We start from the raw sequence: 12,610 nt of genomic DNA, 5'->3' as shown, positions 1-12,610 counted from the left end.
CTCCGGCCTGCTTTTTTATGTCTGTCACTTTTCACCAGCATAATTCGCTATCTTTTCTGTGCTTTACCCCGCTATTCCGCCACTTTCCCACACTTCGCTGGTTTTAGCCGCCGTTATGTCCAGATGTCCGGATGGCTAATAAGATTTCGTGCTACCTTATGCGCTTTCGGCTGTTGCCGCGCCTGAAGGTTCAGGAAAAAATGCGGCCAGTGATTCTTCAGGAGAGTAATGACATGCCAGGGTTAAATTGCCTTGAGATGCGTAACATCTCCATCGCTTTTAGCGGGTTTGCCGCGCTATCGTCGGTGGATTTCCGCACTGAAGGCCATTCGGTTCATGCGCTAACCGGCGCAAACGGCGCGGGCAAGTCAACGCTGATGGCGATTCTTTCCGGTGCGCACAGTCACTACAGCGGCGAGATCCTGCTGGATGGTGAGCCAGTCTCCCTCCGCACGCCGCGTGATGCTAAACAGTTGGGTATCCATCTGGTTCAGCAGGAAGTGGACGTGGCACTGGTGCCGCAGCTCAGCGTAGCGGAAAACATTCTGCTGGATCGACTGGCAGAGCCCGGTCACCGCTATCGCTGGGGCGAGATCCGCCGTCAGGCACGGGCGCTGCTGGCTCAGCTCGACGTCGCGCTGGATGTCAACCAGCTAGTCGAGCGCTGCACCCTGGCGGAAAAACAGCAAATTCTTCTGGCGCGGGCGCTGTCGCACCACTGCCGTTTCCTGATTCTGGATGAACCCACTGCCCCGCTGGATCAGCATGAAAGCGCGCGGCTATTTGCTGTGGTGCGTCGTCTGCAGGTTAGCGGCATCGGCGTGGTGTTTATCTCTCACCGCATCCATGAACTGAAAGCCATCTGCGACCAGCTGACGGTGCTGCGTGATGGCCGTTTGATTGAAACCGGTCCGATGGCCGCACTGAGTGGTGAGCAAATCGTGGAGAAGATGCTGGGCCATCAGCTCACCGATATTTTTCCGCCCCGCCGCGAACAACAGTCACAGCCGTTGCTGCTGGCGGTGGAGGGGCTGCACGATGAGCAACTGCTGCAGGATATCTCGCTGCGGCTGCGCAAAGGTGAGATTCTGGGCATTGCTGGCCTGGCCGGTGCGGGCAAAACCGAGCTCTGCAAAGCGCTGTTTGGTGCCAGCAAAAGCCGCATCCGTCGCGGTGAACTGCACGGTCAGCCGTGGCAGCCCCGGTCGCCGCACGACTCCGTGAGTCGCCGTATGGCACTGGTGCCGGAAGAGCGGCGCAAAGAGGGGATCTTTATTGATGAGTCGGTGGCAATGAACCTCAGCGTCAGCGCGGACGACAGCTTTTCGCGCTGGAGCCTGTTTGGGCATCGCCAGGCGTGGCGCTGGGCGGAGCAGGTTATCCGCCAGTTGCAGGTGCGTACCACCGGCCCGGCACAGCCGCTGCGTCGTCTCTCCGGCGGCAACCAGCAGAAGGTGGCGATTGGCAAATGGCTGCGCAACAACGCTGACGTGCTGATTTTCGATGAGCCGACCAAAGGCGTCGATATCAAAGCCAAAACCGAGCTGTTCACCCTGATCGACAACCTGGCGCGCGAGGGGAAAGGCATTATTTACGCGTCGGGTGAATTTTCTGAACTGGTCGGTTTATGCGACCGGATTTGCGTGCTCTGGGATGGGCGTATTGTGGCCGAACTGGCTGCACGCGACGTCACTGAAGAGACGCTTTTGCTCTATTCCACCGGAGGAACCCCTGCGTGAGCAGCAAAGAAACCAGCCTGAATCTGACAGCCTCGCCGTGGCGTCACCAGTTATTCGACTTTCTCTATAAATGGGGGATGCTGCTCACGGTGGTTTTCCTGATCGCCGCCTTTGGTCTCGCCTCCGACAGCTTCCTTGAACCCAATAACATCATCAATATTCTGCGCTCCATTGCCATTGTCACGGTGATTGCGATCGGCGTGTCGATCTCGCTGACTGTTGGCGGCTTTGATCTGTCGGTCGGCTCGACCGCCTCGCTGGCCAATGCGCTGGTGATTTCGCTGTTTGTCTGGTACGGCTTCGGCACCACCACCGCGATCCTGATCACCCTGGCGCTCTGCACCCTGGTCGGGCTGTTTAACGCCTTTCTGATTGTGATCCTGCGCATCCCCGACATGCTGGCAACGCTGGCGACACTGTTTGTCATTCAGGGGGTGGCGATGACCTACAGCTTTGGCGGGTCGATCACCGAGAACATGGTGCTGCCGAGCGGTGATATGGCGGAAGGCACCATTCCGACGACGTTTGGCCTGCTCGGTCAGGTGCCGACCATTGTGATCATTATGCTGGTGGTGACCGTCGCCGCGCAGCTGGCGCTGTCGCTGACCAAACATGGTCGCCGAATGTATGCGCTGGGCGGTAATCCGGAAGCGGCGCGCCTCTCCGGCATCCGTACCACCCGCTACCGGGTGCTGGCTTATGTGGTCGCCTCACTGCTGGCCGGCCTGGGCGGTATCCTGCTTGCCTCGCGTATCGGTTCATCGCAGGTGAATGCCGGGAGCGGCTATCTGATGGACGCGGTCGCTGCGGCGTGGATCGGCTTCTCACTGGCGGGCTCCGGCAAGCCGAATGCGCTGGGCACGCTGGTCGGTGCGGTGATCCTCGGCGTGCTGCAAAACGGTCTGGTGATGCTCTCCGTTCCCTATTACGCCATGGACATTATAAAAGGGCTGGTGCTGGCTTTAGCACTGGCGATCACCTACATCCAGCGCCGCTGAGGCGCGTTTACCGGAGTTGATAACAATGCAAAAAATAACACTCTCGCTGCTGGCCCTGAGCCTGCTGAATGCCAGCGCCGCCTTCGCGGAAACCGTCACCCCGGTGCCATCGGCTATCGCCAGTCATGACGGGCCAATCCGTATTGCGGTGATCCGCAATCTGGGTTCCGATGACAACACCACGCAGTTTGTCGCCGGCGCCATTCAACAGGGTCGTCAGCTTGGCTTCAAGGTCAGTACCTTCCTGAGCAACGGCGACGATGCGCGCTTCCAGGATTTCGTGAATCAGGCGATCAGCCAGAAATATGACGGCATTGTGCTGTCGCACGGTAAAGCGCCCTACGCCAGCGGGCTGGTAAAGCGCATTGCCGATGCAGGCATCAAACTGTCAGTGTTTGATACGCCGGTGGATAGCCCGATTACGGGCGTTACCGTCACCGCGCAGGATGATGCTTCGCTGGCGCAGCTGTCACTGGGCCAGCTCATTCATGATTTCAACGGCAAGGCGAACATTGTTAAATTGTGGGTCGCCGGTTTCCCGCCGATGGAGCGCCGTCAGGTGGTATATGAAAAACTGCTGAAAGAGAATCCGGGCATTCATCAGCTGGAGTCGATTGGCGCGGTTTCTACTGACGTTCAGGGCGACACCGCCAATAAAATTGGCGCAATTCTGGCGAAATACCCGAAAGGCAAAATCGACGCCATCTGGGGCGCCTGGGATGCCTTCAGCCAGGGCGCTTATAAAGCTCTGCAGGAGAATGGCCGGACCGAGATCAAGCTCTACAGCATCGACGTCTCGAACCAGGATTTGCAGCTGATGCGCGAGAAAAACAGCCCGTGGGTGCAGACGGTGGCGGTCGATCCTAAAACCATTGGCGCGGTAAATATGCGTCTGGTGGCGAAGAAGATTGCCGGTGAAGAGACGCCAGCCACCTACCAGTTTAAAGCGGCGTCGATCTCTCAGCAGCAGCTCAGCAGCCAGCCTGGCGCGGTGAACGTCGCGTCGCTGAACAAGATCATTCCGGGCTGGGGCAGCAATGAGGATTTCGTCGCGCCGTGGTTTGCTACCCTGGCGGCGAAGTATAAGAAATAACCCGGCGTCAGCCTTACCGATTGGTAAGGTTGACGATTACAAACCCAGCAGTAACTGACGCTCAAGCTGGGGATCAACCAGGGTGACATGCAATCCCACCAGCCGCACGCCACGCCCGGCACGACGCTCATCCCAGGTTTTACGGGCGATGGCAATCATGTCCTCTTTATTCAGCACCGGCCAGATATGCTCCTGGGTCGTCTGCTGAAAATCACTGAACTTCAGTTTGACGCCCTGGCGCGCTACCTGCCTGTCAGGCCGGATTTGCGTCAGCCGTCGATCCAGTTCGGCATAGAGAAAATCGATAATCTCCAGGCAGGCATCCCAGTCGCTGATATCTTCCGCCAGGGTGCGTTCAACCCCCAGCGATTTACGCTCACGCTCCACAATCACGCCACGTTCATCAATGCCGTGGCTGCGCTCCCACAGCACCCGGCCAAACTTACCAAAGCGCTTCAGCAGTTGCGCTAAGTCCGCCTTCTGCACGTCGCCACAAGTTACCAGCCCCATCTCCTCGAGCTTTTTGGCCGAAACCTTGCCGACGCCAGGGATCTTCGCCAGCGGCAGGGCCAGCAGAAAAGCGGACATCTCCGGCGGGGTTATCACATACTGCCCGTCCGGCTTATTCAGGTCCGAGGCGATTTTCGCCAGAAACTTAATCGGGGCGATTCCGGCTGAGGCGGTAAGCCCGGTTTCACGGTAGATGGTGGCACGGATCGCCTGCGCCATCAGCGTGGCAGAGCCATGACAGTGCGGGCTGTCGGTGACATCCAGATAGGCTTCATCAAGGGAGAGCGGCTCAATCAGCGGCGTGTAGCGCGTAAAGATGTCGCGGATCTGCGCGGAAGCTTCTTTATAGGCATCGAAGCGCCCGGGCAGCAGGCGCAAATGCGGGCATAACTTGAGGGCCATACCGGTTGGCATCGCGCTGCGCACGCCAAATTTTCGGGCCGGATAGTTGGCGGTGCTGATCACGCCGCGACGTTCGCGGCTGCCACCAATGGCGATCGGGATGTCGCGCAGTTGGGGATTATCACGCATCTCCACCGCGGCATAGAAGCAGTCCATATCGACATGAATGATTTTACGCATACCCCCTCCAGCACTGGATAAGTATACAGTTGTCTGGGGTAACTGCAATATTTGTCGCGCTGGCGATTAAAGTTTACAAATTTCTGACCGAATATCCTTCAGTAAATCGCGAATTTGGCTGACGCCGTCTTGCTAAAAAAACAGACAATGTTTAATGTTGCGCTGCGGTAGCGGACTGTTCCGATAATGCAAACAGAGACGCACATTTTGCGTCATGTTCTCTTCATCTCAAGGTAGACACAGCATGGGCAAAATCGCACTCCTGTTTGCGATGATTTTACTGCCAGCCCTCAGCATGGCAATGACACCCGAACCCGTTCAGACAGCGGCACCGGTCAGTAAAGAATTAAAAAAGCAGTTACTCGGTACCCCGGTCTATATCCAGATCTTCAAGGAAGAACGTACGCTTGAACTCTACGGCAAAATCGGTAACGAATACCGCCTGTTGGATACCTACCGCATCTGTAACTTTTCTGGCGGCCTCGGCCCGAAACGCCGTGAAGGCGATTTCAAAAGCCCGGAAGGTTTTTACAACGTGAAGCTGAATCAGCTGAAACCGGACAGCCGGTTTTATCGCGCGATCAATATTGGTTTTCCGAATCAGTACGACCGTAATCAGGGCTACAGCGGCAATTACCTGATGATTCATGGCGACTGTAAGTCGATTGGCTGCTATGCCATGACTAACGCCTATATGGATGAGATTTTTACGTATGTGAATGCCGCGCTGCGTAACGGCCAGCAGGATATCAGCATTAGCATCTATCCATTCCGCATGACCGACAGCAACATGCAGCGTCATCGCTACTCCAGCGATGCCAGTTTCTGGCAGCAGCTACAACCGGGATACGCTTACTTTGCTAAATATCATCAGCCGCCGATGGTCAATGTCGCCAGCGGTAAATACGTGATGAACAGCAGCCCGGCACCCGTTTTAGCCAGTCCCGAAGCCGCTTCCCGCTCATTCCTGGCGCTCTCCAAGGCAGAATAGCGCCCATTCACCTGGCACAATCCGCTGCCAGGTTTCGTTGGCCGTCAGTGGCTGCGTAGCAATCACCGTCACCACGTCATGCGGCGTGGTGTGCTGCTGAAAATCGACCTCCACATCCTGATCCAGTAACTGCGCCCGGCCAAACGGTGCCCGGCGGGTGATCCAGAACAGATTGGTAGAGCAAAAGGCCATCAGATAACGGCCGTCTGACAGCAGCATGTTAAACACCCCCTTCTGCCGCAACGTGCCGGCCAGCTCCCCGATAAAGCGAAACACTGCTGGCCAGTTGCCCGGCGTGCGCGGATAGCGCGTCGCCAGCTGATGAAGGATCCAGCAGAACGCCTTCTCGCTGTCCGTTTCGCCCACCGGCCGGAATGTGCCGGTCTCCAGCTGACGATAGCCCTTAAGCTGGCCGTTGTGCGCATAGGTCCAGTGACGGCCCCACAGCTCGCGGGTAAACGGGTGGGTATTTTCCAGCGACACCTGTCCACGATTCGCCTGGCGGATATGCGCCACCACCGAATGCGATTTGATCGGATACTCCTGTACCAGACGCGCAATCGGCGAATTAAAGCTCGGCAGCGGATCTTTAAACGTACGACAACCTTTATCTTCGTAAAAGGTAATGCCCCAGCCATCTTTGTGAGGCCCGGTTCCACCGCCACGCTGAACCAGTCCGGTAAAGCTGAAACAGATATCCGTGGGAACATTGGCGCTCATCCCGAGCAATTCGCACATAGCCACCACCTTAGATTAAGCGGCCTCCCGTCAGGCGGGAGGCCAGCGCAATTACTTCACCATCTCTTTTTCGACCAGCAGCATCAGGATGTGGATCACTTTAATGTGGATCTCCTGAATGCGATCGGCATAACCAAAGTGCGGCACCCGGATTTCGATGTCGGCACTGCCTGCCATCTTACCGCCATCTTTACCGGTCAGGGTGATCACTTTCATCCCCTGAGCGCGAGCAGCTTCAATCGCTTTAATGATATTGGCAGAGTTACCGGAAGTAGAAAGGCCCAGCAGCACATCGCCCGGACGCCCTACCGCTTCCACATAACGGGAAAAGACATAGTCATAGCCAAAGTCATTACTGACGCAGGAGAGATGGCTGACATCAGAGATGGCAATCGCCGGATAGCCAGGACGATTTTCACGGTAGCGACCGGTTAGCTCTTCGGCGAAATGCATCGCATCGCAATGTGAACCACCGTTACCGCAGGAAAGCACCTTGCCGCCCGCCTTAAAGCTGTCAGCCAGCAGCACCGCAGCACGTTGGATCGCATGGATATTGGCGTCGTCGCTGAGGAATTTATTCAGCGTATCAGCAGCTTCATTAAGCTCAGAGCGGATGATGTCCTGGTACATAGGGATGTCCTTTTTTAGAAGAGGTTAATCGCAGCAAGTTTAACGGAATGGCCGGTCAGCGCAAAGCGCCATGCCACCCCCGGCCGGGCAGAGGCGGCGATTATCGCTGCCCCAACTGATGAAAAAATGAACAGAAAACAGTTTTTGTGAGGCAGGTTGTAATTGCGATGTAAACAAATTGATAAATCCGTTCAACTGCTCTAAACCTCTCTACATAACAGGTCAGACCTCTTACTTCCTGGAGCGGTTCATTATGATGGTTGTTTCGATACTTGCCACGGTTGCGCTGATTGGCGCCCTGTTCTATCACCGCCTGTCGTTGCGGCTCAGCAGCGCAATCCTGTTGCTGTGGACTGCGGCGATGGCTGTCGCTCACCTCTGGACGCCATGGCTGCTGCTGCCGCTGGCGATCATTTTGCTGCCGTTCAACCTGCCGTCGCTGCGTCGTAGCCTGTTTTCGAAGCCGATGTTTCAGCGTTTCCAGCAGGTGATGCCGCCGATGTCGCGCACCGAAAAAGAAGCGATCGATGCAGGCACCACCTGGTGGGAAGGCGATCTGTTCCAGGGCAAACCGGACTGGCAGAAGCTGCACAACTATCCGCAGCCACGCCTGACAGCGGACGAGCAGGCCTTTCTCAATGGCCCGGTTGAGGAAGCGTGCCGGATGGCCAACGATTTCCAGATCACCCATGAGCTGGCCGACATGCCGCCGGAACTCTGGGCATACCTGAAAGAGCATCGTTTCTTCGCGATGATCATTAAGAAAGAGTATGGCGGACTGGATTTCTCCGCCTATGCGCAGGCCTGTGTGCTGCAAAAACTGTCCGGTGTTTCCGGAATTCTGGCGATTACCGTGGGTGTGCCTAACTCACTGGGTCCGGGCGAACTGCTGCAACACTACGGCACCGAAGAGCAGAAAAATCACTATTTACCACGGCTGGCACGCGGCGATGAGATCCCCTGCTTTGCGCTCACCAGTCCGGAAGCGGGCTCGGATGCCGGGGCAATCCCTGATACCGGCGTGGTCTGCATGGGCGAGTGGCAGGGTCAGCAGGTGCTGGGCATGCGGCTGACCTGGAACAAACGCTACATTACGCTGGCGCCGATCGCCACCGTGCTGGGCCTGGCGTTTAAACTCTCTGATCCGGATCATCTGCTCAGCGACAACGAGAATCCCGGCATTACCTGTGCACTGATCCCGACCCATACTCCCGGCGTGGAGATTGGTCATCGCCACTTCCCGCTCAACGTACCATTCCAGAACGGACCAACGCGCGGCAACAACATCTTTGTGCCGATTGACTATATTATCGGCGGTCCGGAAATGGCCGGTCAGGGCTGGCGGATGCTGGTGGAATGTCTGTCAGTGGGGCGCGGCATTACGCTGCCCTCTAACTCAACCGGCAGCCTGAAAAGTGTGGCGCTGGCAACCGGTGCTTATGCCCATATCCGCCGTCAGTTCCGGCTCTCAATCGGTAAGATGGAAGGGATTGAAGAGCCGCTGGCGCGCATTGCCGGAAACGCTTACGTAATGGATGCAGCGGCCACGCTGATCACGGCCGGTATTATGCAGGGTGAAAAACCGGCGGTGCTGTCGGCGATTGTTAAATATCACTGCACCCACCGCGGCCAGCGCGCCATTATCGACGCCATGGATATTGCCGGGGGCAAAGGCATTATGCTTGGCAATAGCAACTTCCTGGCTCGTGCCTATCAGGGCGCCCCCATCGCTATCACCGTGGAAGGCGCGAACATTCTGACCCGCAGCATGATTATCTTCGGACAGGGCGCGATTCGCTGCCATCCTTATGTGCTGCAGGAAATGGCGGCGGCAGCCAGCAACGATGTTAATGCGTTTGATCAGGCGCTGTTCAGCCATATCGGCCATGTCGGCAGCAGTACAATGCGCAGCCTGTGGCTGGGCTTAACCGCCGGACGCACCAGCGCCAGCCCGACCCGCGATGGCACCCGTCGTTACTATCAGCACCTGAACCGCATCAGTGCCAACCTGGCGTTGCTTTCTGATGTGTCGATGGCGGTGCTGGGCGGCAGCCTGAAACGTCGTGAGCGTATTTCCGCGCGTCTGGGTGATGTGCTGAGCCAGCTTTATCTCGCCTCGGCGACGCTGAAACGCTATGACGATGAAGGCCGCAACGAAGCCGATCTGCCGCTGGTTCACTGGGGCGTGCAGGATGCACTGCATCAGGCGGAAGTCGCGATGGACGATCTGCTGCGCAACTTCCCGAACCGTCTGGTCGCGGGCGCATTGCGGATGACTATTTTTGCAGGCGGTCATCACTGCCCCGCGCCGTCTGACCGCCTGGACCATCAGCTGGCAAAATTGCTGCAACAGCCGTCAGCCACCCGCAGCCGTCTGGGCCGTGGCATGTACCTGACGCCCAGCGAGCACAATCCTGCCGGCCAGCTGGAACAGGCGCTGCAGGATGTGATGGCGGCAGAAGTGATCCATGACAGATTGTGCAAACAGACGAAGCAGCACCTCTCCTTTACCCGTCTGGATGCGCTGGCGAAGCGCGCGCTGGAGCAGGGCTGGATTGATACTAAAGAGGCGGAAGTATTGCAGCGTGCTGAGGCCAGCCGTCTGCGTTCGATTAACGTCGATGAGTTTGAGGCGGATGCACTGGCGGTACCGGTGCCAGAGAAAGCGCCTCAGCCTGCGTCACGCGCGAGTGAGGCAGCATAAGGTCAGGGCCGTCGGCCCGCAGCACTGGCTCAGGGAGCATACGCCCTCCGTAAAGACGCAAAAACGCCATCCATGGCATGCTCAGCGCGGGCCATCCATTTCCCGCGATGCTTTACTCCAGGCGTATGCTCCCATCGCTTGAAGTTCAGCACGCTTCATCAGGAGGCCGGCACGATGCCAAATCAGGGGAAATCTGACCGCAGTGACTCAGCCCAACCTGCAGGGAACAGGGTCAGAAGAGGAAAGCCGACATTATGTCGGCTTTTTTTATCCTGCCTGACGGATGCGGGCAATCAGCGCATCCACATCTTCTACATGATCGGCCGCCAGAATCAGCGTGCGTCCCAGATTAATGGCATGACGGATGCAGTCGGTACGCATTGCCGGATCGGCAATCAGCTTCATATCCGCCACGTGTGACATCCCCACCGTGCGGCGAATCAGTTCGGTGCCGCAGTAACCGAGGGTATCCGCCCACACTTTACGCAGAAACGCCGCCGCATAGCCCGGATAAGCCAGCGCATGATCGTGGGTTTTCTCTGCCGCCAGCGCCAGAAAGCCCGCGGCAAAGGTCGACCAGAGGGTGTGGACATCGCTGAGGCGCTGCTCGCGTGCATCGGCAGCCTCACGCGGTGGCAGCAGACCCGGCAGGCCGCAGTAGTTAATCAGCAGGTTGCCAATGGCGGTACCGACATCAAACCCGATGGGGCCAAAATAGCCGAATTCCGCATCAATTGCTTTCAGGCTGCCATCGGCAACGAAAAGGGATCCGCTGTGAATATCACCATGCAGCAGCGCTTCAGCGTGGGCAAAGAAACGATGCTTGAGACCGCCCACCGCAATGCGCAGTGCATCATCATCACGCAGGCTGGCGACCAGCGGCTCCAGCGCCGCGGGATAGCTGTTGCGCTCATGGTTGGTGTAGGGATCGTTGAAGAAAAGATCTTCGGTGATTTCACACATTTCCGGATTAATAAAACGCGCCACTTCCGCTTTTTTCTGATGCGGGTGCAAAATGAAATCGGAGGTATGGAACAGGGTCTGCGCCAGATAATCGCCTAATTGCTGAGCCGCTTCGGGGTAATATGCGCCCTTCACCAGCTCGCCGCGCCAGATGCGATAGCTGGAGAGATCTTCCATCACCATCACCGCCAGTTCCGCATCGTAATGGGTGATCTTCACCGTATGCTGCGGACAATATTTGTAATGCTCAACCAGGGTCTGCGCTTCCAGCCGCGCCCGATCCAGCGTCAGCGGCCAGGACTCCCCCACGCAGCGCACATACGGCAATGCCTGCTTGACCACCACCCGACTGTTGCCCTGATCGTCATAAACTTTAAACACCAGGTTGAGGTTGCCATCACCAATCTCTTCTGCGCTGCTCAGCGCGGCAGGAGCGTCCACGCCGCCAAATTGTCGGGCATATTCCACAGCATCAGCAGCAGTAAAGGTACGGTATTGCGACATTGCCTGTTCCTCATCAATCGAAGGGGGATAAATCAGGTGTAATAAGCCGTTCAGACGTCTATACATCCGTTCAGCATGTTGGCACAATACGCATCATTAACGCAACATGGATTTCACCCACAATGCAGACACTTCAAACCACCAGCTTACAGGTTCGTGACAATCAGCTCTGGATTCTGGATCAGCAGGCACTGCCGCAGCAGAAGAACTGGCTGCCCGCGCACAGCGTGCCCCAGCTGATTGAGCATATTCATGCGTTGCGGGTACGCGGTGCGCCGCTGATCGGCCTTTCCGCCTCGCTGCTGCTGGCACGGCTGGCAGAACAGGGACTGACGCGCGCTGAACTGGCGCAGGCGCTGGAGACCCTGCGCGCGGCACGCCCCACCGCTGTCAATCTGATGAATAATCTTGACCGGATGAAAGTAGCGCTGGCGCAGACAGACTTTGTCCCCGCGCTGGCTGAGGAAGCCTGGCGTCTGGTGCAGGAAGATAAGCAGCTGTGTGATGCCATCGCTGATGCGGGTTGCTCACGGGTGAAACCCGGCAGCCAGCTTCTGACCCACTGTAATACGGGTGGGCTGGCAACCGCTGGCGTGGGCACCGCGCTGGGCGTGATTGCCCGTGCGCATCAGCAGGGGCTCATCAGGAATATCTGGGTTGATGAGACCCGCCCGTTGTTACAGGGCGGCCGGTTAACCGCCTGGGAATTGGGAGAATTGTCGGTTCCTTACACGCTGATTACCGATTCCATGGCCGCCAGCCTGATGGCCCGTGGAGAGGTAGATGCCGTGTGGGTGGGCGCTGACCGTATCGCCGCCAATGGTGATGTGGCGAATAAGATCGGCACCTACAGCCTGGCGGTACTGGCGCATTATCATCAGATTCCGTTTTACGTAGCAGCTCCACATACCACGCTGGATCGCAGCTGTCCTGACGGCGCAGCGATTCCCATTGAGCAGCGCGCCGCCAGCGAAGTGACGGGCGTTGCCGGCAGTTTTGGCAGCGTGCAGTGGGCACCGGAAGCGGCGAAAGTTTACAACCCGGCGTTCGATGTCACGCCTGCCGCCCTGATCAGCGGCTGGATACTGGACACGGGTGTGGTCACGCCTGACCAGGTGCAAAGTGGCATTTTCCAGCCACAGTAATGCGCTGCGAGGC

Annotated in this window: 10 protein-coding genes; 6 read left to right on the top strand and 4 right to left on the bottom strand. The window is 57.5% G+C overall.

From position 1 onward, the window contains the following. Positions 1 to 233: 233 nt before the first annotated feature. Genes WFO64_RS00210 through WFO64_RS00200 form a run of 3 tightly spaced genes read left to right on the top strand, consistent with a single transcriptional unit; the run spans position 234 to position 3,830 of the window. A complete protein-coding gene (locus WFO64_RS00210; protein ID WP_337007924.1) occupies positions 234 to 1,739 on the top strand; it encodes a sugar ABC transporter ATP-binding protein in 1,506 nt (501 codons plus the stop codon). Next, positions 1,736 to 2,737: an ABC transporter permease gene (locus WFO64_RS00205; protein ID WP_337007922.1), complete on the top strand. Its 1,002-nt coding sequence runs from the start codon at positions 1,736 to 1,738 to the stop codon at positions 2,735 to 2,737. Before WFO64_RS00210 ends, WFO64_RS00205 begins: the two co-directional genes overlap by 4 nt. Before the next feature lie 25 nt (positions 2,738 to 2,762). Next, positions 2,763 to 3,830, top strand: coding sequence for a sugar ABC transporter substrate-binding protein (locus WFO64_RS00200; RefSeq protein WP_337007920.1), 1,068 nt, complete (start codon positions 2,763 to 2,765; stop codon positions 3,828 to 3,830). Between the two features lie 36 nt (positions 3,831 to 3,866). Here WFO64_RS00200 and dinB read toward each other — a convergent pair whose 3' ends face one another. Then, a complete protein-coding gene (gene dinB, locus WFO64_RS00195) occupies positions 3,867 to 4,922 on the bottom strand; it encodes a DNA polymerase IV (protein WP_337007918.1) in 1,056 nt (351 codons plus the stop codon). Positions 4,923 to 5,166: 244 nt separating this feature from the next. Here dinB and dpaA point away from each other — a divergent pair, with 244 nt between their 5' ends. Next, positions 5,167 to 5,913, top strand: coding sequence for a peptidoglycan meso-diaminopimelic acid protein amidase (dpaA, locus tag WFO64_RS00190; protein WP_337007916.1), 747 nt, complete (start codon positions 5,167 to 5,169; stop codon positions 5,911 to 5,913). Here dpaA and WFO64_RS00185 read toward each other — a convergent pair. Both WFO64_RS00185 and lpcA read right to left on the bottom strand, forming a co-directional pair. Beyond that, positions 5,884 to 6,651: a class II glutamine amidotransferase gene (locus WFO64_RS00185; protein WP_337007914.1), complete on the bottom strand. Its 768-nt coding sequence runs from the start codon at positions 6,649 to 6,651 to the stop codon at positions 5,884 to 5,886. The two genes, dpaA and WFO64_RS00185, sit on opposite strands and share 30 nt — an antisense overlap. 51 nt (positions 6,652 to 6,702) lie before the next feature. Beyond that, positions 6,703 to 7,281 (bottom strand): D-sedoheptulose 7-phosphate isomerase, encoded by a 579-nt coding sequence (lpcA, locus tag WFO64_RS00180; RefSeq protein WP_337007912.1) that lies wholly within the window; start codon positions 7,279 to 7,281, stop codon positions 6,703 to 6,705. Between the two features lie 253 nt (positions 7,282 to 7,534). Here lpcA and fadE point away from each other — a divergent pair, with 253 nt between their 5' ends. Next, positions 7,535 to 9,985: an acyl-CoA dehydrogenase FadE gene (fadE, locus tag WFO64_RS00175; RefSeq protein ID WP_337007910.1), complete on the top strand. Its 2,451-nt coding sequence runs from the start codon at positions 7,535 to 7,537 to the stop codon at positions 9,983 to 9,985. A 267-nt stretch (positions 9,986 to 10,252) separates the two neighbouring features. Here the strand turns inward: fadE and mtnK are convergent, their stop codons facing one another. Beyond that, entirely contained in the window at positions 10,253 to 11,452 is a 1,200-nt protein-coding gene (mtnK, locus tag WFO64_RS00170) for an S-methyl-5-thioribose kinase (protein ID WP_337007908.1), read from the bottom strand. Between the two features lie 122 nt (positions 11,453 to 11,574). On the opposite strand from mtnK, the gene mtnA reads away from it, so the two are divergent. Continuing rightward, entirely contained in the window at positions 11,575 to 12,597 is a 1,023-nt protein-coding gene (mtnA, locus tag WFO64_RS00165; RefSeq protein ID WP_337007906.1) for an S-methyl-5-thioribose-1-phosphate isomerase, read from the top strand. Positions 12,598 to 12,610 lie beyond the last annotated feature (13 nt).

It is taken from the genome of Pantoea sp. AS142, from assembly GCF_037152305.1.
GTDB lineage: Bacteria > Pseudomonadota > Gammaproteobacteria > Enterobacterales > Enterobacteriaceae > Pantoea.
The sequence above is the reverse complement of the archived record's forward strand: the minus strand, read 5'-3'. Positions and strand labels throughout refer to the sequence as shown.

Excerpts from the sequence above, each read along its gene's own strand:
- fadE (WP_337007910.1), top strand. The coding sequence starts at position 7,535 with ATGATGGTTGTTTCGATACTTGCCACGGTTGCGCTGATTGGCGCCCTG.
- WFO64_RS00200 (WP_337007920.1), top strand. The coding sequence starts at position 2,763 with ATGCAAAAAATAACACTCTCGCTGCTGGCCCTGAGCCTGCTGAATGCC.
- WFO64_RS00185 (WP_337007914.1), bottom strand. The coding sequence starts at position 6,651 with ATGTGCGAATTGCTCGGGATGAGCGCCAATGTTCCCACGGATATCTGT.
- mtnA (WP_337007906.1), top strand. The coding sequence starts at position 11,575 with ATGCAGACACTTCAAACCACCAGCTTACAGGTTCGTGACAATCAGCTC.
- lpcA (WP_337007912.1), bottom strand. The coding sequence starts at position 7,281 with ATGTACCAGGACATCATCCGCTCTGAGCTTAATGAAGCTGCTGATACG.
- dinB (WP_337007918.1), bottom strand. The coding sequence starts at position 4,922 with ATGCGTAAAATCATTCATGTCGATATGGACTGCTTCTATGCCGCGGTG.
- dpaA (WP_337007916.1), top strand. The coding sequence starts at position 5,167 with ATGGGCAAAATCGCACTCCTGTTTGCGATGATTTTACTGCCAGCCCTC.
- mtnK (WP_337007908.1), bottom strand. The coding sequence starts at position 11,452 with ATGTCGCAATACCGTACCTTTACTGCTGCTGATGCTGTGGAATATGCC.
- WFO64_RS00210 (WP_337007924.1), top strand. The coding sequence starts at position 234 with ATGCCAGGGTTAAATTGCCTTGAGATGCGTAACATCTCCATCGCTTTT.